An 18,810-nucleotide genomic window follows, 5' to 3' on the forward strand; every position below is an offset into this window, starting at 1 on the left:
TTAGGCGGTGTGGACCTGGAGGGGCTGCTCGAATTGTTCGGCGTGGGTGCTGGGCTCGGGCGAGAGGGTGGACCCGGCGCTCGCCTGTACGGACCCCGATGCGATCCAGTTGCGGCGCGGCGGCCCAGGTGGCGTGGATGTCCGGAGTGCATCCACTTGAACCGCCTTGTGCGCCAAATGGTGAGGTCAGAGGGACAGATTTCTGATTGACCAGGGTTCCGGTACGGGTGATAGTGGCGCTCGCGGCCGCGTTCGTTCGGCCTGCTGCACCAGGGGTGGGGACTCTTGAACGACAACAACGGCAACAACGACAATGCGCGAGGGCGGGTCGACGTGCTTGTCGCCGCGGGCCGGCCGGCCGAGGCGCGGGCCATCGCGCGGACAGCGCTTGACACTGACGGGCCCGACGCCGGGCTCTTCCTCTCACTCGCCCGTGCTCATCTGGCCGAGGACGACGATGACCATGACGACGACGCCGAGCGGGTCTTCCGCGAGGGCCTGGACGCTTGCCCGGACGACATAAGTCTGCTTGCCGGCTACGCGGAACTCTGCGCCCGCACCGACGCGATGGACCGACCGGGGCGACATGCCCGGGGCCCCGTGCTCCTCGCCCGTCTGCGAGAACTCGCGCCGCATTCGCCAGAGTTGCTGCGGGCCGAGGCTGCGGGAAGCTCCGTTTCCACGAGCGCCAAGGACAGTGTCTCGGCGCGCCGGGTGCAGTCGTTCGACGCGGCCCGTGTCTTCGCCGAAGCGCCCACGCCTCAGGCGGCCGCCGCTCAGGCCGCGCAGTGGGCCGCCGAGGCCCCGCGCGATCTGCGGCTCGCCGTGCTCGCCGAGACGACCGGCGCGCTCGCCGCAGCCGGCCGGACGTGGTCCCGCCTGCTGCTGCGCCGGGGCTTCGAATACCGCTTCGCCGTCGTTGTGGTCGTCGCTGTGCTGATAGTCCTGCGCATCACCGTCCTGCCGGCGGTGCCGTTCGGCGTGGCGACGGGAGTGGGGCTGTTGCTGGGGCTGCCGTTCCTCGGTCTCCGCCAGCAGCTGCGGGGTGCCCGTGAGCGGGCTGCCGAGCGGCTGGCCGCAGCCGTTACCGCGGCCGTACCCGGTGACGAAGCGGGCGTCGGCGGCGACGGGTTCGAGCCGCCGGAGCTTCCGCCCGTGCCTCGCGTCACTCCGCGCGAGTACGCTTTCGCCGGAGCCGGACTCGCGCTCCTGCTGGCCGTTGGCGTTACTGCGTACGCCTCTTCCCTCGCCTATCCCCGCTACGACATCGTTGCGCACGACACCTTCCGGGGTCTGCAAGGCATCGACCTCCGCGAGGAGTTCGACCCGTTCGGTGCCGTACCCGACAGCGAGAAGGAAGCGTCGACGGCCCGGGTGTACGTCGCAGAGGACGCCGCTCCTGACGCCGCCGCCGAGTACCTGGTGGCCGTGACGACCGGAGACTTCCACGAGATGCGGGAGTCGTACGTGTACGACGGCAACGGACTTGTGCCCGAGGACACGGCGGGGGTCGGCATCGTCCACGACACCTGGCGGGCCGAGGCCGGCCCGTATGGCGCCTGGATGCGGTGCCTCAGGTACACCGAGGCGGCCACCGGCACACTCCGGGCGATGTGCGTGTGGGGCGACAAGGGCAGCATCGGCATGGTCCTGTTCACTGCTGCGGACAAGAACCGCGATGCGGCCGAGGAGACGGCCCGGTCCATCGGCACCGACTTCCTCCGGCCCGCTGAGGCCTGACCCGGGGCGATGTCGATGTCCCCGGGGCGGCGGACAGTGACAGAATCCGCATCTGCTTCGACCACGACAGTCCAGTGCCCAAAGATCCCGCTCAAGCCCTGGTGGACGAGATTCTGGCAACGTTCTGCCGACTGACAGGAGCACTGAGACCAGAGGGCGCTGACGACGGAGAATGGACGCTACGCGCCTACACCCAGTCGTTCAAAGCCGCTGAGCTCGCCCTAGCCGCGTGGAGCGAACTCAGCGGCGAGCCCGAAGAGTGACGGACATAGGCAGCCACGGCATGATCGACCGGTGGTCGAACAGCTCCGTGTCGTCCCGAAGTTGGTTGCTCCAGCGCAACCTCGGGCATGGGAGCAGCCTGCCGTCGTGAAGCACTTTCTACGCTCCAGGCGCCGAACGTGCCGGGACAGTCTCTGGCATCCGTGCGATGATCCCCGCATGACCCTTACCCGAAAGGCCCATGCCGCGTAGGCGGCCCGGCGCGCTCCGCGCGCAGAACACAACACCCAGGCAGGCGCACCGAGCAGTTGGCCTCTGGGGGCACACTCTCTCCTCCATCCCTCGGCCGAATCGTATCGGCGGGCTTTCCAGCCGGACGGTTGCCGCGATCCGCAGGGAAGAGTTCCGTCGCCTGGACAAAGGCCTGCTACCTGGTGACACCCAGATGGCACTGCAGTGTTACCGGTCCTTTCTGGCCCGCCCGGGCCGCTACCTGTACCTGACCGCGACCGTATGCGGCTGCTACGAGTGCGACCTGAAGGAAGACGTGGCCACGGCGCGGGACCTCCTCGAGCTTGTCCTGGCCCGGCTTCCTCCCCGCGCCCGCCGTGAACTGGCAGCCCAGGTAGCGAAGCTGGACGAGGAGTTGTACTGCAGAACCCTGCCAGACCCCCTCGCCTACCGTCGGCCACGGAGCCCAGGAGAAGAGTGGTGGCATTGGAGGATCTATGACGAGTCCAGCCACCTCTAGCAACCACTTTGCCCTGTAGCCAGTTCGGCCTGCAGCAGCGAGCCTCAAGGGGACTGGAGTCGCAGCGGGAAGGCCCCTGATGTCGGGGTCGCTGTGACGTGAGAGCACAAGAAGAGTGCCGAGGACCCGCTCTTCGCCCATGTGGCCCTCGAGTTCACCCCCGGCTCGCCCGCCTGGTGACCCTGTTCCTGACGGGGGCGGCCGCGGCGGATGCGGGCGGTGAGCCGTGGAAGCTCACGTCCGGTCGCTCGCCGAGCGACCGGACGGCGCTCACCGGAGAATCCGGCCGCCCAAAGTGCCCAGCCGAGATAGGCCCGCCCCATGCCACCGGAACCGAGCACCCCCAGCAGCCGGAAAGCTCCGATCTGCCGGGGATCCCCCGCCTCCAGCGGCATGGCCCCACTGCCGTCGAGCGTGAACGGGCCCGAGCTGTCTTCCAGTTCCCTTGCGTTGGCCACACAGTAGCTGAGCGTGTTTCAACTCAGTACGGAGCCCAAGTATGGGTTTGGGCAACGGTGTTGGCGTCCTACGCCTGCTGTGCCGCGATCCTCGCGCGGATCACCGCCTTCTTCGCCTCGCCCAGCGTGGTGCTCCGTTCGAGCTCGTCAAGGCTGGCCTGGTGCAGCGGATGCGAGGAGTGCCGGAAGTCTTCGGCCGTCGCGAGGGCGCCGCCGTCGCTGCGTGCCTCGGCGAAGAAATACGCGATCGCGTCGCGGAGCATCGCCCGGTCCCGCTCTCCGAAGGGGCCCTCCCACGGCCTGTCGAGGACCTTCTGGTCGTCCTCCCTGGCCTCGCGGAGGAAAGCCCGTCCGTACTGCGGACCGAGGATCGCTTCCAGCTTCCCACCGCGCTCCCAGCCCTTGGACGGGTACTTCTCCACGTCCGTCTCGTTGTCCTCCGTCTGGCCGCTCTTGGGCCTGGCCTGGTTCGGGGAGATGTCGATCGACAGGGTCTTGATCCCGGCGAAGGCGAACTGGTCGGTGACGCCGCTACGCATGCCGACCGCGCCGATGATGGTGAAGTTCTCCTTGAGGTAGTGCAGCAGCGCCAGCTCGGAGCGGCGGCCCGTCATCCCGGGCCACTCCCAGTACTTGAGCAGGTGCGGCCCGTCGACGGTGGCCGGATCCGGATACCCGCCGATGAGCACGGGCCGCGCGCCCCCGAGATCGGGGTGATTGCTGATCATCTCCTGGAGCTGGGCCTGACCGCTCCGCCCGGTGTCGAGCGCGGGGGCGTTCCCCTCCCCGGTGTGGCCGCTGTCCCGGTAGTTCACGATGACGTACCGGACGCCTGTCCGGAACCTGCCCAGCGGGTGACCGGCCGTCGTGCGAGCGTCGTTGAAAGCCTGCTCGGTGGCCTGATCAGGAGCCGCGTAGTCGCGGTAGAACTCCTGCATCCGCTCCTCGCGGCCCGCGATGTTCAGCCCCGGCATGCCGCTCCTGAACTTGTTGGTGGAGAGGTTCTCCCCGCCGCCGTGCGCGAGCCCGAGATTCTCCCCGGACTTCTTGGTGAAGAAGACCCGGTTGGGCCCCAGGTCCTCGTGGAGCTGGTACATGTGGAGGGCTTTGCGGGCGATGGCGCGCTTGGCGCGGGGGCGGTTGTCCCTCTCCCTGGTGATGTTTCCGGCAGTAGTGGCGCCGATCCTCTCCTCAAGGTCGGTCTCGTGGGCGCCCAGCCGAGCCTGCTCCACGGCGATGTCAGCGTCCACTTGGGCCTTGCGCCATTGCTTGATGGCCTTTGCGTCGGTCATGCCCTCTGGAGGCGTCCGGTCGCCGGATCCTCGCTGGAGCCGCGTCTTGGTGGCCTTGAACTCCGCCGTTCGCGTTGCTCTCGGCTCTATCTCGTCCGCCATCAACCTGCTGCGCACGGAGCCGGAGATCCGATTGACGTCGGCCACCTCGTCGAAGTCGTCCAGCAGGCCGTACATGAGGAGCTTGAGGCCCGGGTCGAGGAGCATGGCGGCCCGGACGTGGTACATGTCGCCGGAGTGGCCCGCGTTCACGACGAGAGTGTTGACGGCATTCAACCCGTGGGCGGTCGCCTCCTCCGCGGTGCTGATCTCGGTGCCGTACGCCGGAGCGGTCGCGACCGCCGTCTCCTGCGCGGGCGGTGCGGAGGAGGAGGAGGACGAAGAGCTCGTCGTCTGCTCCGGATCCGTCTGCACGCGCTGGACGGAAGGGGCGGAGGACCGCGTCCCCCCGGCCGTACGCTGCACGGGCTCGGCGACGGCACCCGCCCCCGGAGCCGGAGCCGGAGCCGAGCCCGACAGCGCGCGCCGGGCGTTTGCCTCGGCCTCCCGCTCGAAGCGGTCCGAGGGGTCGGAGACACGCAGACCGGAGCCGTTGTCCGTGCCGGAGACCGGGCCCTGACGCTGCTGGATGACGTGCGTCAGCTCATGCGCGAGGGTGTGGCGGTCGCCGCCGCCGTCGCCGATGACGATGTGGTTGCCGGAGGTGTACGCGCGGGCGCCGACCTCGGCTGCGGACGCGCGGGCGGCGCTGTCGTTGTGCACGCGCACGTCGGAGAAGTCGGCGCCGAGCCGGGACTCCATGTCGGCGCGGGTGCCGTCGTCGAGGGGGCTCCCGGAGCTGCGCAGGACGCCGTGCACGGCGGAACGCTGTACGGGGGCGGGCGCGGCCTCGGGGCTCTGCGCGTGGCCGCAGCCGGCGCCGTGCTGGTGCCGGGACTCCTCGACCAGCCGGGAGACGGCGGCGTTGCCGATCGTGCGCTGGAGGGCGAGGACCGTCTGCGGGGACAGGACACCGCCGACACCGGTAGTGGGGGTGACCGTGCCGCCGAGCGGCCCGTCACGACGAGCGCCCGCCTCCGCCCTCGTCGGGGTCGACGGCTTCGGTGCGTCCTTGGCGTGCATGGAAATCCCCCTGAAGGGCGCGGTACGGGTACGTTCCTCCCTGTCTAGTCGGCGGGGCCGACGGGGCACAACGTCCGCCAGGGCAGCGTCCGATGGGCGAACGGGCAACCCGGGCCCGGGTGGATCTTCATGATGTGAGCGTAGAAGGGGCGGGCTCTGCGCCCTCGCCGACGACTGATCTCCTCGCCCTGACGCGACGCCGGCCACAGACCGGTCGGCCCCTGCGGGCACGCGGGCGGCCACCGCACCTGTCGACGGCCGGCGTCGCGTCCCGGCAGTCCCCCCTTCCGGCCAGCCGCAGAGCAGCGCGAGCCGCATCCGCAACGCCACCCCCGCTCCGCCGATCCAGTATGTGTGGGCCCGGTCGGTGACGTGGAGCCGGACGGCGGTGATGTCGGGGCTGCCGGCGTCCTGCCAGGCGGCGAGGGTCTGCTCGATGTCGCCCCACAAAGCCACGGGGCCGCCCTGGCGGACGGTCCAGCTGTCGCCGTCCTGGATGAACTGGGCGAAGGACTCGCGGTCCATGTCGAACAGGTACAGCAGCGGGGTGCCGTCGCTCGCCGCCGCGCGGGTGACCTGTGCGCCGGTGACGGGTTCGGTTCGCTGGTCTCGTCGCCGGCGAAGTGTCCGTCAAGCTGGGTGGTGAGGTACTGGACCCGGTAGGCAATTCCTGCCCACTCGGCCGGGTCGGCTCCGACGGCGGTGACCGGCAGCCAGCAGCCGCCGTCCACGGGCAGAAAGACTCCGGGGTTGAGGAACAGTTCGCGCGGCACGGCCTCCACGGCTGCTTGCCACTGGGGGACGTGAGGATGCCGGCGCTCTCCAACCGGTCGGCGAATGCACGCCGTTGGGAGGCGGAATCGGTCATCGGGCGGTTGTCCTTGGGTGAGCAGGTCGGCGAGTGCGGCGGCCATCGGCAGCTTGGTGCTCTCCTCCAGCCACCCCCACTGGCCGTTGGGGTTCAGCTCCAGCCACCAGTAGTCGCCTGCCTGGTCTACTGCGAGGTCGAAGAACCCGGTGGGGAGGACGAGTTGGTCGAGATAGGCGCGCAGGGTTCTTGTCTGGTGGTTCGGTAGGTCTGCCACGGTGTAGGTGAGGGCGGAGTAGTCCTTTCGCGAGTCCAAGAGGCCGGAGTCGATCCGGATGACGAACACGCGGCGGCCGACGGCTACGAGGATGTCAGCGGTCTTGTCCACGCGGGCCTGGGGCGCGAGTCTTCGGTGTTCGCCTGTTGACAGGCGATTACCTGGGTCACACGTGCCGACCCGGCCGGCCTGGTGGCCTGGTCGGCGAAGCGGGTGAACAGATCTGCAGAGTCTTCGACGGCACGGTTTGTCGCTGACTCGGGCGAAGTCGTCTCGTCTGGTGGGTGATGGCCGTTGTCTGTATTACCAGGGGACTGTGCCGGTGTCTTCGAAGAACTGGCCGGTCGGGCCGTTGCCGGGCAGAGTTGCGAGTTTGATGGCGATCGCGGCGCCTTGTTCGGGGGTGCGTATGCCGCGGAAGTCGTTGAGGCCGGTCGCGACGTAGCCGGGGCAGCCGGCGTTGATCAGGATGTTCGTGCCGCTCAGCTCCCGGGCGTACTGGAGCGTGACTGCGTTCAGGAACGTCTTGGACGGCGAGTACGCGACGGCCACAGGACCCGCCTGCTCGGCAGCGGTTCCTGACTGCCGGGTGAGGGAGCCGACACTGCTGGACATGTTCACGATCCGTGGTGCGGCGGATCGGCGCAGCAGTGGCATCATCGCGTTGGTGACGCGGATGACGCCGATCACGTTGGTCTCCACGACCGTCCGGATAGTGGCGGGATCGACCTGGGTGGGTTCCTGCGGCCAATCGCCGGTGATGGCGGCGTTGTTGACGAGCACGTCGAGGCGCCCGGCCTGCTGTTCGATCAACCGTGCGGCGGCGGTCGCGCTCGCGTCGTCGGTCACGTCCAGTGGTACGCCGAACGCGTCGACGCCGGCCGCGCGCAGTCTTTCCACCGCGGCCTTACGGCGCTGATCGTCGCGTGCGCCGACTCCGACGCTCCAGCCGAGGGCGCCAAGGCCCGCAGCGATCTCGTAGCCGATTCCCTTGTTCGCGCCGGTGACCAGCGCAATCGTTCGTTCGCTCATGGGGACCATGCTGTCCTCGGACTCCGGCTGGGGTCCAAGACCGATCGGGTGGGCGACGATACCGTCCGGGTATCGATCCGGGGTAGCGTGGCCGGATGGAGACCCGGGAACTGCGCTACTTCGTCGCGGTCGCTGAGGAGTTGCACTTCGGGCGCGCCGCGAGACGGCTCGGCATCGCGCAGCCGCCTTTGTCACGGGCGATCCAGCAGCTCGAACGCAGGCTCGGGGCAGTACTGCTGGATCGGACCAGCCGGACTGTCGCACTGACCGAGGCCGGTTCGGTGCTGCTGGCCGAGGGCCGCGCGGCCCTCGACGCGGTCGACGCCGCTGAACACCGGACCCGCCGCGCAGCCCTTTCCGCGGCCGGCCGTCCTGGCCTCGTCCTGGTCGCGAAGGCCAGCGCGTCCAGAGAGCTGCTGGCGAAACTGCTCGACGCGTACGCCGCCGAACCCGGGGCGGTACCGGTCGAGGTCACCCTGTGCGGGCCGGCCGAGCAGGAACGACTCCTGCGCGAGGGCCGGGCCGACGTGGCGCTGCTGCACCGTCCGTACGACTCGACGACCGGGTTCGACACCGAAGAACTCGGCACGGAGGGCCAGGTTGTGGTCCTGCCGGCTGGACATCCGCTCACCGTCCGGGCCCATGTGCACATGGCCGACATCACCGGGCTGCCGGGCCTGCCCCTGCCACGATGGCCCGACCCCGACGGCACCTATCCGCCCGGCCCCGGCCCGCAGGTCCGCGACCACGCGCAGCTGTTGCAGCTCGTCGCGCTCGGCCGTGCCTGCGCTGTCTCACCGGAGTCGTGCCGAGCCCAGCTGCATGGTGACCTCGCTGCAGTGCCCGTACTGGATGCGCCGAGCGTCACGACCGTAATCGCCTGGCCACCGCACAGCCGGTCCAGAGCCGTCGCCGACCTCGTCCGCACCGCGACACGTCTCCAGTAGTTCCCACATGCGTGGAAATGTTCCACCGCTCGCGCCCCAGCTCACCACAACACGGCGTTACGAAGTCAGGGTCCGCCAGCGACTGTGCTCGCGCGCCAACGCAAAGCCCCGGTCGCCGTGGGCGGTGGAGTTGTCCTGTGCCATCGAACCGTGAGTGTGTGTCACCGAAGTTTGATCAGTGAAAGCCCGATCAACGGCGGGTCAGGTCGGCATTGAGCCGTGGCCGCGCGGTCCCGGCAGTCGCCGGGCCCACGCTGGACGCCCCGCACATGTGCACTCCGCCCTTTAGCTGGCCAGCCGGCCGGCTAAAGGGTGTTGCCGAAGCCTGACCTCTGCAACACCCTTTAGTGCTCCAGCCGTAGATCTTGATCTTCACGGCCGGGCGGCGGCCTGCCTGCGATAATGACACTGGCGTGCACGGGCTTGATCCCGGCGTCGCCAGCGACCAGCGCAGAAGGTGGGCGAGGCCGTGGATTGGGCGGATCAGTGCTGCGAACAGGTGCTGGATCTCGTTGCCGGTCATGGGGATCAGACCGTCAGGGATGGGTCGGTCGCGGCGTTCGACGGCCGCGGTGACGGCGAGGAAGGCGTGGGCGAGCATCGCGAGGGTGACCCAGCGGTGCCAGGAGGTCCACCGACGGACCTGGTGCTCGTCCAGGCCGGTCAGGCCCTTGCCGGCTTGGAACGTCTCCTCGACCGTCCAACGCCGTCCGGCGACCCGCACCAGCTCGGACATCGGCACCGGACGGGGTGAGAAGCAGCGGTAGAAGGCGAGTTCGCCGGTGCGGCGATTGCGGCGGACCAGCAGGCACCACTGGCCGAACCGACCGGCCGAACCGTGAACCTCGATCTGTGCCCAGTCGTAGTACCGCTCGCCCTTCGCGCCCGCTCCAGCCGACAGCCGCTGCCAGGCCCGCTTCGGGATCCGCGCGCCCAGGGTCTTGGCCTGGAACTTCCCGGCGTGCGTGATGACGGGGTGGGTGCTGGAGATGGCCAGGACGTAGCCGGTCCGGCGGTGTTCCAGGGCGGTCCGCAGGTGCGGGTTTCGCCGTACACCTCGTCTCCCGCGACCCACCGGGCCGGTGTTCCCGCGTCCAGGGCCCGCTCGACCATGCGGGCCGCGAGCTGGGGCTTGGTGGCAAAGGCCAGGCCGTCGGGGATGCCCGCGCTCCGGCAGCGGTCCGGGTTCTCTGTCCATGAGCGCGGCACGTACAGGGCCCGGTCGATGGCAGCGTGTCCAAGGCCGGCGGAGTACACGAGATAGACGGCGACCTGGGCGTTCTCGATGCGGCCGGCCGTGCCGGTGTACTGGCGCTGGACGCCGACGGTCGCCGTGCCCTTCTTTATCGCCCGTCTCGTCGACCACGCGCACGGCCTCCGTATCGTGCAGGTGCTCGACCACGTAGGCGCGTATGTCATCTCGGATCGCGTCGGCGTCCCATTTCGCACGGTGGAGCAGGTGCTGCATGCCGTCCGGAGTGGCGTCGCCGACGTGCTCGGCCAGGGTCCAGCAGTTCTTGCGCGGCAGGTCCGACAGCAGCCCGGAGACCAACCGCCGCACCCGGCGGCGGGGTTCAACTCGGGCGAACCGGCCCGCGATCCGACTCATCAGGCCCTCGAATGCTTCCTGCCAGTGAGCAGGAACTACGCTGGCGTCCGAGCTCGCCACGTGATCATTGGTTGTCCACACAACACCTAATGATCAACGGCGGCCTCACCTGGTTGGACGCCACCGGAACCAGTAGTCCAGACCCTCGACCCGGTAGCGGGCCCCAGCGTCAAAGCGCACCTCGCCCACCAGGCGCCTCGCGTCGTCCGGCGCCTGCCGGTACGGCGCCAGCAGCAGGGCCAGCTCGTCGTAACGGGCATTGATCCCGCCCTGGCCAGGGTGGGTCTCCAGCTCCACCGTCCCGGCCTCATGGCATTCGTTCCACCTGGCGAAGATCGCCCACTGCTCGCGCTCCAGCTCCACCACCGCGTCGCTCGCGGGCCAGAGGCGGTACTCGTCGGCGTCATCCCAGTCGTCGCCCTGGAAGTAGTGCGGCTTGCCGTCGACATCGCCGAGGCCGGTGCGCGGCCCGCTGCACCACTCCAACTCGACGTACACGCGCTCGAAGCCGTCCGCGATCAGCTGCACTTCGTCCCAGGTCTCAGCGACACGCGCAGGCTACCGACGAGCGGCTTCGGTATCCATGATCACGATCTACGGCTGGAGTACTAGAGGCCTCAGTCGGGCAGACCCCAGAAGGAGCCGTGCAGGCCGGCCTCGGCGAAGTAGGAAGCAGCGGCAGCGGGGGCGCGGCGGGTGTAGCCCGGGTCCAGGCGTCCGGTGTACCAGTCGCTGGCGAAGCGCCACAGCGTGCCGAGATACATGACGTACCCGCGCTCCTGGCCCGTCTTGTGCACCCACGCGTCGACGCAGTCGGTGGAGCAGAACAGGCGTTGGTTGCCGCAGGTGTGCACGACGTCGTCCCAGGCCCGGTGCATGGGGGTGAGGCAGTGGGCCACCTGGTCGCCCTGCGGCGGTGCGTCTCGGCCGACCACCCAGGCGTGGGGAATGTCGCAGGCCGGACAGCGGGTGGCGACCAGGACGTCGGGCTCGCCCTTGAGCAGGTGGAGCATGGCGAACGAGTCCCAGGCGCAGCCGCCCCACCACAGGGTGCGTGTGCCCATGACGGAGAAGCCGAGCGGCACGGACGCGAAGGGGTGGGCCGGTCATTGCGAATCCGCGGTAGACGGCCAGGCGGATCCTCTCCGTCCCGTGAATGTTCGTCGGTGCTCCTGAGGTGTTCATTCCTGTGAATCCGTCGTTGGTTGAGGTGAGAGTCCCAGCGTGCGCTTTACGGAGGCCCCGGGGCTTGAACGCTCGTGCGGGACAATAAGGACATGCCGTCTTCTGGAGAGCGCGCCGCCTACTGGCGGGTTCTTGGGCTTGCGCTGGAGGCGATGGACGCCTGATTCGAGCAGTACGCGTATCCGATGCATGCCCACGACACGTACTCGTTCGGAATCACCGACGACGGTGCGCAGTCGTTCGCGTGCTGGGGGAGCGACGCGTCAGCGCGGCCGGCCTGGTCATGGCGTTCAATCCGGACGAGCCCCACGATGGGCAGTCGGCCGTCCACGACGGCTACCGCTACCGGATGCTGCACCTCGGCGAAGACCTTGCCCGGGAGACCCTCGACGACGCGGCTCCCGGGCGCGCGGGGCTGCCCCTCTTCGCCACCCCGGTGGTGGACGACCGGGCCTTGGTCCGATACGTGGCCCGCCTCCACGCTGCGGTCGCGAAGAACGCACCCCGATTGGTCGTCGAGGAACGGCTCACCGCCGCTGTGCTGGCCTTGACCCGCCGTGCTTCGACGCGGTCGGCACTTCTCCGAGAGCCGCAGGGCCGGACGGACCTGGCCGCCATGGCACGGGCTCGCGGGATGCTGCGGCAGCGATTCGTGGAGAACATCGGCGCCGACGAGCTGGCCCGGGTGGCCGGATGCAGCCGCTTCACGCTGTACCGGGGCTTCCGCGCGGCGTACGGCTTCGCCCCCAGCGACTACCAGCGCGACCTGCGGTTGCGCCGCGCCCGCGCCCTCCTTGCGGAGGGCACAGCACCATCGACCGCGGCTGTCGAGGCCGGCTTCTCGGACCAGGCCCACCTCACGCGATGGTTCACCCGTACCTACGGCGTGACCCCGGCCGCCTACCGGATGGCGCTCCAACGGGAATCCTGAGCCGGGTGCAGGGGCTCTGACCTGCGTGCTCAACACTGGCGACAGAAGGGCTGCTGAATGGGCAGTGTGACAAGCCGCGTGCCTCCTTGGTGACAACCACGCTGCTTCATTCGGTCTCGTCGGTACATGTCATCCGGCTCTGCCAATGACAACTATTGAGCTTCGGCTCACTGTGACTGAGCGCTTCCGCTAGGCGAGTGAGTCCTCTGGCCGGCGGGCTGAGCCGAAGCGGCTGGTCACAACTGCTGGCGGAAGCCACGGAACCCGCTTGTTAGATACTTAGCCAAGGTGCTAAATATTGCATATGACAGAAGCTCAGGATGAGGCGGGAGCCTTCCGTGCCCTCGCCGATCCGACGAGACGCCAGATCCTCGAGGACCTCAGAGGCGGCGAGCTCGCGGCCGGCGAGATCGCAGCCAGGTTCGCTATCAGTGCGCCCTCCATCTCACGACATCTCGGCGTGCTCAAGGGAGCCGGATTGGTCACCGAGCGACGGGAGGGCAACCGGATCTATTACGCGCTGGCCGAGGACCGCCTGGCCACCAGCATCGGTCGGTTCCTCAGCGCCGTCTGCCCCGAGCAGATCGTGCTTCGCCACACCAAATGGCGCTCCGGGGCGCAGAGCGAGGAATCATGATGCAGCCGCGACTGTCCAGCGTCATCGAACGACGGCTCCTGGTGAACTACCGAGTCGCCCCGGATGCCGCAGCACGCCTGCTCCCCGGGCCGCTGCGCCCGCAACTGGTGCACGGCTACGCGGTCGCAGGCATCTGCCTGCTGCGCCTGGGAAGTGTCCGGCCGACCTGGGCACCCAAGGCGTTCGGTCTGCGGAGCGAGAACGCGGCACATCGCATCGCCGTCGAGTGGGACGGACCGAACGGCGTCGAGACCGGCGTCTACATTCCACGACGCGACACCGCCTCGCGTCTCAACGCCTGGGCCGGAGGCCGCCTCTTCCCCGGCGAACACGGCCGGGCCGACTTCGAGGTGCAGGAGACGCCCGGTCAGGTGCGCGTCGCACTGGCGACATGGGACGGCGACACCCGAGTGGATGTCACCGTCGAGCTGTCCGACGAGCTGCGAGGCAGCGAGCTCTTCGCCGATCTTGCCGAGGCTTCCCGTTTCTTCCAAGGCGGGGCAAAGGGCTTCTCGGCCACCAGCTCGGGCCGCCACTTGGACGGCATGGAACTGCGGACCAACGCCTGGCACGTGGAAGCCGGCCGGGTTCGCTCCGCGGCATCGTCCTTCTTCGATGACCCGGACTGCTTCCCGTCGGGGAGCGCGACCCTGGACTGCGCTTTGGTCATGCGCGACGTACCCGTCAGTTGGCGGCCTCTCCCGGCCATGGCTTCCGAGTAAGGGCGCTCGACTCGCCAACTGGAGCGCTCAGTACCCGTATCCATGACTGAGCGTTCTCAAGCGTGTTGCGAAAGTTCCGCCGGATGGTGCGAGTCGATATCGACGACACGCGGCTGTCGGTGCCCTCAAGTAGGTTCTGTCCGTTCGGCCCGACAGGTGGGTCGCGTCGCGGAGCTGAGGGACTTGTCGTAATGAGCATCTACTTGCACTTCCGCGCCGTGGGCAGGTCCGACATCCGGGACGATCACACGTGGCTCGCTGCGTTCATGTCTGATGCCTGGGAAGACCACGTCGACGAATACGCAGCGGGTATCGCCTGCTCGATCAACAAGGGCTGGGACTTTGTCAACGACTTCTACGCCGCAGCCGATGCCCCTGATGCAGGCGCCGATGAGCCCTGGAATCTGCCGATCTATGGCGGCCGCCCCGTGCCACACAGCGCTGACGCCGACCCTTCCGATCCCCCGCTGATGCTTCTGGAGCCGCCTGGGGTTTCACGGGCCGCGCATTTCCTTGCGACTGTCTCTTTCGACGAACTGTGGAACGTTGTCGGCGCCAGGTTCAGTGCCTCCGGCTGGACCAGGCAGGAACTCCTTGACCATCACAGAGACCTCCAAGGGTTGTACGGGCGGGCGGCTTCGGCAGGCCACGCCGTGGTCAAAGCGGTGTGGGCTTGAGAAGTGGCCACGTGCTGGTTGCAGCCATTAGTTGATGGCCGCGACCAGCACGGGCGCTTCGTAGCGGACGGCGAGTTTGTCGTACAGGGTGGCGGCAGCGCGGTGCCGCGCTTGTCAGAGCGGGTCGTACGGCTCGGGCGTGCCTGAGCTCGTTGGACACGGCGTGAACGGCCGAACACCCTTCTCGATCCGTCAACTTCGGACTCTCCATTGGCGCCGGCTCGTGCCGGAACCCGGCTTGGTTCGCGAGGCTTCTCAGGACGCCGGGCGGAACCCATGATGACGGAATGGTCATCAGCGAGGATCTGCTCTGGGACGCGGCGGACAAGGGGACGCTGACCGTTCCGCGGCTGCTGCGTACGGCGGTGACGGCCGGCTGTGCCGCCCTGTTCGTCCTGGCGCTGTGGGCGAATTCCGACGCAACGTGGGCGGCCTGTGCGGGTGCGGCCTACGTGCTTGCGGAGATCGCGTACCGGGTGTGGGACCGGCGGCGCCTGGTCGAGGTCCGGATCGTCGTCGACTCGGCGAAGCTGCGCCTGCGCCCGTACGGGGAGCGGGTCCTCTTCGGGCGCCCAGGCCGCCCCCTGGAGGTCACGACGTGGCGGAGGACGTGCCCGAGAGCCCGCATCCGTGAGATAGACGCCTGGCGGGGCATGCCGGGGGTACCCGACTAGGGCTAGGGGGTGCTGATCACCGGATGGTTGGTCCGGTGGTGAGAGGAGCCGGAGATGCCGTCGACTCCATTTCGTGACGAGTTCTCGACATGGAGTGAGGTACTCCGCATGGTGGCGGGCACTGAGGGCAGAACATCGGTGGCACGCCGTCCTATCTGGGGAGCTTTCCATGCCATCCTCATCTCCTTCCTCCGAGCCGGTCTTCACTGCGGATTTCAGCTCGCCGGGGCAGTGGATCGCCGGCCGCTCGTGGGCGTATCCCGACGGCGGCCCGGTCAATCCGGGGGACAACAAGCTGGACCACCTGGTGGAGGACCCCGCCTACAGCAGATCGGGGCTCTTCCGGGCGACCCGTCGGCGCGACGGCCTGTGGGACGCCGGTCTGCTGACGACCGAGGGGAGCCCCGAGGGGTTCCAGGTGCGCGCCGGGGACTCGCTGGAGGCTCGGGTGCGCCTTCCCGAGGAGATCGGGGCCTGGCCCGCGATCTGGACCTGGCGCGACGGAGGGCAGGAGATCGACATCTTCGAGTACCACCCCGACAACCCCGATCTGCTCGAACTGTCGAACCGGGTACGCGGCACACACCGCTACCACCGCTCTCCCTCGGTGCGTCCCGGCGGCTGGGTGAAGCTGCGGACGGAGTTCGGCGCGCGGTCGGTCGTGTGGTGGCTGGACGACGTGAGAGTGTTCGCCGACGGGCGCGGCGTGGGCCACGGCTGGCACGCCTATCTGATCGTCAATCTCTCGGTATGCGCGGGCCGTTACCACCCGGGGCCGGAAGCGGACGCCGACGAGATGTCGTACGAGGTCCGCGACCTTCGGGTGTTCCGACCGGCCGGGTGAGCCGGGAGGGGCCGACCTGAGCGACCCGAAGGGGTCGGCGTCGCCCGGCACCAACTGGCTCCGTCATCGCCGGGGCGGACTCGCCTGCACCGCTGTGTCGGTGTCCCGGAGTTCGGCAAGCAACTCGTTCTGCCCGGCGAGCATTTCGGTGAGGATGCGCCGCGCGGCGCGCAGAAGGTCCGCCACGTCGCCGCCGGCGAGTGCGTAACTGACGGTCGAGCCGTCACGGACGGACACGACGATGCCGGACCGGCGGAGAACGGCGAGCTGCTGGGACAGGTTGGACGGCTCGATGTCGATCTCGTTCAGAAGCTCGCGTACGGGTACCGGGCCGTTCTGGAGCAGTTCGAGTACGCGGATCCGGGCGGGGTGTCCGAGCATGCGGAAGAACTCCGCCTTCGCCTGGTACAGCGGCACCTGCATGTGACAACACTCCCGCCCGGGTACGACGAATCCAAGGGCTACCGGCCAGACCTGCGGGTCTCTCCATGCCCAGCTCCTGTCATTCTCCTGCCTCCCGGCTCCGGCACGCCCCCCGGCTGATCACTTTCAGATGTGTCGAGTTGAAGAATCTTTCAACTCATGGGCGCACGAAGCCGGGAACAAGCAGGAAGGACTAGAGCTCCAGTTCCGCTTCGATGCGCTTCAGCTGGTGCCTGGCCATGGCCAGATTCGCCCGCGCCTTGTCCAGCACGAGGTACAGGAACAGACCGTTGCTCCCACGACCGCCCAGCAGCCGGATGAGGTGGTACTGGCTCCCGAGGGTGATCAGCACGTCCTCGATGTCGTCCCTGAGGTCCAGCATCTCCATCGTGCGGACCTTCGCGCGGATCACGTCGGTGTTCCCCGCCGCGGCCACCGACAGGTCGAGGTCCTTGCCCCCGCCCAGCGTCCCCAGCGCCATGCCGCTCGTGTAGTCGACGAGCGCCACCCCCAGACTCCCCTCGATCGAGGTCATCGCCTCCTTCAGGGACGTCTCCACAGTCAACATCAGTACTCGCTCTCTGTGTTCGCGACCGCCCGGCTGACCTCACGCCACAGCCGGATCTTGAGCGCAGACGCTACCCACTGACCACAGGGGCCGTCAGGGACATCGGAAATCCGGCCGGAATCCGTCTCCGTGATCCGACATCCGAACTTCCCACGAGAGCCACGAATCCGGGCGCCCTCAACGTCCTGACCAACGAGGACAGGCAGCCGATCCTCCCCGCCCGGAACGTCCCGTCGCGAAGAGCCGGCTCTCCTCGCATTTGTGCTCGTGGGTGTGGTGGGCCGCCGCTACGAGCGGTCCAACGAACCTCTTTTGCCCCGCACGGTCGCAGCAGGCCAGCCGTGCGTAAGTGGCTCGGGCGACGCGGCTGATGCGGTGAGTCGCAGCCGGACTGTTGCAGGGTCGGCACGGGATCATCCCGTTCAGCCGCGCGGAACGTGCCGGTCCAGCAGCGTGGGCAGGGCATCCCTGATGAGTAGTCAGGGTCGATTCAGGGTTGGAGCCGGGGTGATCCCTGTCGCCGCGGACACGCCCAGGCGGACAGAGTGGAACCACACATGATCACCACTTCGAGAGGTGGAGTCCTCCCATGCGTCGTACTGCGATCCTTGTTCTGTCGGCGGCTCTGGCGTTAAGCGTCATCGCACCCGCGCAGGCCGCCCCCGACGGTACGGCCCCGGGGCTGGACCGGGCCGCGCTGCGCGCGGCGATCGAGCCGCGTCCGGGTGACAGTGCGGCCGGCGTAGTAGCGGAGGTACACAGGAACGGAGAGATGTGGCGGGGCGCGTCCGGGGACGTGGTCACCGGCCGGCACATCTCACCGCGCGCGCATTTCAGGATCGGCAGCGTCACCAAGACCATGGAGGCGGTGATCCTGCTCCAGTTGTCCGCCGAGGGCCGTGTCGACTTGGACGAGAGCGTCCAGCACTATCTGCCCGGCCTGCTGCCGGAGGACCGGTTCAAGGAGCCGATCAGCGTGCGACAGCTGCTCGACCACACCAGCGGACTCCCGCAGGACCTGGAGGGCGCGCCGGCCACCACGCCGGACGAGGAGATCGAGCAGCGGCTGGACTACGTCACCTTCGACGAGGTGATCCGGAAGACCCTCCGCCCCGAAGGCCGGCCGGGGCCGGGACCGCACTTCAGCCCCGGCACTCGTCAGGAGTACAACTCCTTCGGATACCGCATTGCAGGGAAACTCATCGAGGAGATCACCGGGCACTCGTACCAGTACGAGGCAGCCACCCGCATCCTCAGACCGCTGAACATGCGGGACACGCGACCCACCTTCCCGAACCGAGCCACCCCCGTGCCCCGGCCGTACCTGCCCGGCTACCTGGAAAGCAACGGCGGCGACCTGGTCGACGTCAACGTGCAAGGCGGGCTGCCCGCGAGCATGACGGCGACAACGGCGGATCTGGACCGGTTCATAACCGGCTTGTTCGACGGCCGACTGCTGCGCCCGGCGCAGGCCGCCGAACTGTTCACGGTGCCGAAGGGCGTCGATGGCAAGCCTCTGCCGTACGTGGACGCCTCCCACTGCAACACGGGTCCTGGCAAGGGCACAGCCTGCTTCAGCGTGGGGTTGATGTCCACGCCGCTGCCTGACGGGACGCTGCTGTGGGGCAAGACCGGATCGGATCCGGGGTACCGCAGTGGTGTCTTCGCTTCCCGGGATCTCAGCTTGCGCGCGGTCTATGCGGTGGGTACCGCCGGACCCGTCGACGGCGTCCCTGCGGTCGCCCAACGACTGGCCCTCACGGCCTTCGGCAGCTGACCAGCACGGTGAGGCCCGCGGTGCGGTTCACTGTCGTGGCGGGTGGAGGGTCGGTACGAACGGAACCTGGCGGACCTGGCGGACACTGCCGCAGGAACTGCTCCGTGGTGAGAC

Annotated in this window: 15 protein-coding genes and 1 pseudogene; 9 read left to right on the forward strand and 7 right to left on the reverse strand. The window is 68.5% G+C overall.

Annotated elements, in window-relative coordinates:
- Positions 1-285: 285 nt before the first annotated feature.
- A complete protein-coding gene (locus SGA01_RS13910; RefSeq protein WP_141296823.1) occupies positions 286-1,740 on the forward strand; it encodes a tetratricopeptide repeat protein in 1,455 nt (484 codons plus the stop codon).
- Between the two features lie 1,499 nt (positions 1,741-3,239).
- Here the strand turns inward: SGA01_RS13910 and SGA01_RS13925 are convergent.
- Together SGA01_RS13925 and SGA01_RS13940 are read right to left on the reverse strand one after the other, a co-directional pair.
- Positions 3,240-5,585 (reverse strand): eCIS core domain-containing protein, encoded by a 2,346-nt coding sequence (locus SGA01_RS13925; protein WP_141296877.1) that lies wholly within the window; start codon positions 5,583-5,585, stop codon positions 3,240-3,242.
- 1,388 nt (positions 5,586-6,973) lie between these two features.
- The gene (locus SGA01_RS13940) at positions 6,974-7,702 is read right to left on the reverse strand and encodes an SDR family NAD(P)-dependent oxidoreductase (RefSeq protein WP_141296826.1); all 729 of its coding nucleotides are present in this window, start codon (positions 7,700-7,702) and stop codon (positions 6,974-6,976) included.
- A gap of 95 nt (positions 7,703-7,797) precedes the next feature.
- Here SGA01_RS13940 and SGA01_RS13945 point away from each other — a divergent pair, with 95 nt between their 5' ends.
- Positions 7,798-8,649 carry a LysR family transcriptional regulator gene (locus SGA01_RS13945; RefSeq protein WP_141296827.1) on the forward strand — a complete coding sequence of 284 codons (852 nt, stop codon included), beginning with the start codon at positions 7,798-7,800 and terminating at the stop codon, positions 8,647-8,649.
- Between the two features lie 372 nt (positions 8,650-9,021).
- Here the strand turns inward: SGA01_RS13945 and SGA01_RS13950 are convergent.
- The 3 genes and pseudogenes from SGA01_RS13950 to merB form a co-directional block, all read right to left on the reverse strand.
- Positions 9,022-10,258, reverse strand: a pseudogene (locus SGA01_RS13950) (IS701 family transposase).
- A 105-nt stretch (positions 10,259-10,363) separates the two neighbouring features.
- The gene (locus tag SGA01_RS13955; RefSeq protein WP_141296828.1) at positions 10,364-10,786 is read right to left on the reverse strand and encodes a hypothetical protein; all 423 of its coding nucleotides are present in this window, start codon (positions 10,784-10,786) and stop codon (positions 10,364-10,366) included.
- A gap of 89 nt (positions 10,787-10,875) precedes the next feature.
- A complete protein-coding gene (gene merB, locus SGA01_RS13960) occupies positions 10,876-11,322 on the reverse strand; it encodes an organomercurial lyase (protein WP_141296829.1) in 447 nt (148 codons plus the stop codon).
- Positions 11,323-11,687: 365 nt separating this feature from the next.
- Here merB and SGA01_RS13965 point away from each other — a divergent pair, with 365 nt between their 5' ends.
- The 6 genes from SGA01_RS13965 (at position 11,688) to SGA01_RS13990 (ending at position 15,928) form a co-directional block, all read left to right on the forward strand.
- Positions 11,688-12,374 carry a helix-turn-helix domain-containing protein gene (locus tag SGA01_RS13965; protein WP_308699051.1) on the forward strand — a complete coding sequence of 229 codons (687 nt, stop codon included), beginning with the start codon at positions 11,688-11,690 and terminating at the stop codon, positions 12,372-12,374.
- A 304-nt stretch (positions 12,375-12,678) separates the two neighbouring features.
- Positions 12,679-13,011: a metalloregulator ArsR/SmtB family transcription factor gene (locus SGA01_RS13970; RefSeq protein ID WP_141296830.1), complete on the forward strand. Its 333-nt coding sequence runs from the start codon at positions 12,679-12,681 to the stop codon at positions 13,009-13,011.
- On the forward strand, positions 13,008-13,733 hold the full coding sequence (locus tag SGA01_RS13975; RefSeq protein WP_167534091.1) for a DUF2071 domain-containing protein: 726 nt from the start codon (positions 13,008-13,010) through the stop codon (positions 13,731-13,733). Before SGA01_RS13970 ends, SGA01_RS13975 begins: the two co-directional genes overlap by 4 nt.
- Before the next feature lie 191 nt (positions 13,734-13,924).
- Positions 13,925-14,410: a DUF1877 family protein gene (locus SGA01_RS13980; RefSeq protein WP_141296831.1), complete on the forward strand. Its 486-nt coding sequence runs from the start codon at positions 13,925-13,927 to the stop codon at positions 14,408-14,410.
- A 287-nt stretch (positions 14,411-14,697) separates the two neighbouring features.
- Positions 14,698-15,084: a hypothetical protein gene (locus SGA01_RS13985; protein WP_141296832.1), complete on the forward strand. Its 387-nt coding sequence runs from the start codon at positions 14,698-14,700 to the stop codon at positions 15,082-15,084.
- A gap of 169 nt (positions 15,085-15,253) precedes the next feature.
- Complete coding sequence (locus SGA01_RS13990; protein ID WP_141296833.1) at positions 15,254-15,928, forward strand: LamG domain-containing protein; 675 nt, start codon at positions 15,254-15,256, stop codon at positions 15,926-15,928.
- Positions 15,929-15,991: 63 nt separating this feature from the next.
- Here SGA01_RS13990 and SGA01_RS13995 read toward each other — a convergent pair whose 3' ends face one another.
- A complete protein-coding gene (locus SGA01_RS13995) occupies positions 15,992-16,351 on the reverse strand; it encodes an ArsR/SmtB family transcription factor (RefSeq protein ID WP_055645600.1) in 360 nt (119 codons plus the stop codon).
- A 193-nt stretch (positions 16,352-16,544) separates the two neighbouring features.
- Entirely contained in the window at positions 16,545-16,919 is a 375-nt protein-coding gene (locus SGA01_RS14000) for a hypothetical protein (protein ID WP_055645601.1), read from the reverse strand.
- A gap of 589 nt (positions 16,920-17,508) precedes the next feature.
- Between SGA01_RS14000 and SGA01_RS14005 the strand changes: the two genes are divergently transcribed.
- Positions 17,509-18,696, forward strand: a complete 1,188-nt coding sequence (locus tag SGA01_RS14005; RefSeq protein ID WP_141296834.1) for a serine hydrolase domain-containing protein — start codon at positions 17,509-17,511, stop codon at positions 18,694-18,696.
- Positions 18,697-18,810: the final 114 nt, after the last annotated feature.

This window comes from Streptomyces gardneri, from assembly GCF_006539185.1.
In the GTDB taxonomy this organism is placed as follows: Bacteria; Actinomycetota; Actinomycetes; order Streptomycetales; family Streptomycetaceae; genus Streptomyces; species Streptomyces gardneri.

What these genes read in the sequence shown, in the direction of transcription:
- merB (WP_141296829.1), bottom strand. Translation starts at nt 11,322, where the DNA reads ATGGGCACACGCACCCTGTGGTGGGGCGGCTGCGCCTGGGACTCGTTC.
- SGA01_RS14000 (WP_055645601.1), bottom strand. Translation starts at nt 16,919, where the DNA reads ATGTTGACTGTGGAGACGTCCCTGAAGGAGGCGATGACCTCGATCGAG.
- SGA01_RS13970 (WP_141296830.1), top strand. Translation starts at nt 12,679, where the DNA reads ATGACAGAAGCTCAGGATGAGGCGGGAGCCTTCCGTGCCCTCGCCGAT.
- SGA01_RS13925 (WP_141296877.1), bottom strand. Translation starts at nt 5,585, where the DNA reads ATGCACGCCAAGGACGCACCGAAGCCGTCGACCCCGACGAGGGCGGAG.
- SGA01_RS13940 (WP_141296826.1), bottom strand. Translation starts at nt 7,702, where the DNA reads ATGAGCGAACGAACGATTGCGCTGGTCACCGGCGCGAACAAGGGAATC.
- SGA01_RS13990 (WP_141296833.1), top strand. Translation starts at nt 15,254, where the DNA reads ATGCCATCCTCATCTCCTTCCTCCGAGCCGGTCTTCACTGCGGATTTC.
- SGA01_RS13975 (WP_167534091.1), top strand. Translation starts at nt 13,008, where the DNA reads ATGATGCAGCCGCGACTGTCCAGCGTCATCGAACGACGGCTCCTGGTG.
- SGA01_RS14005 (WP_141296834.1), top strand. Translation starts at nt 17,509, where the DNA reads ATGCGTCGTACTGCGATCCTTGTTCTGTCGGCGGCTCTGGCGTTAAGC.
- SGA01_RS13985 (WP_141296832.1), top strand. Translation starts at nt 14,698, where the DNA reads ATGGTCATCAGCGAGGATCTGCTCTGGGACGCGGCGGACAAGGGGACG.
- SGA01_RS13980 (WP_141296831.1), top strand. Translation starts at nt 13,925, where the DNA reads ATGAGCATCTACTTGCACTTCCGCGCCGTGGGCAGGTCCGACATCCGG.
- SGA01_RS13945 (WP_141296827.1), top strand. Translation starts at nt 7,798, where the DNA reads ATGGAGACCCGGGAACTGCGCTACTTCGTCGCGGTCGCTGAGGAGTTG.
- SGA01_RS13995 (WP_055645600.1), bottom strand. Translation starts at nt 16,351, where the DNA reads ATGCAGGTGCCGCTGTACCAGGCGAAGGCGGAGTTCTTCCGCATGCTC.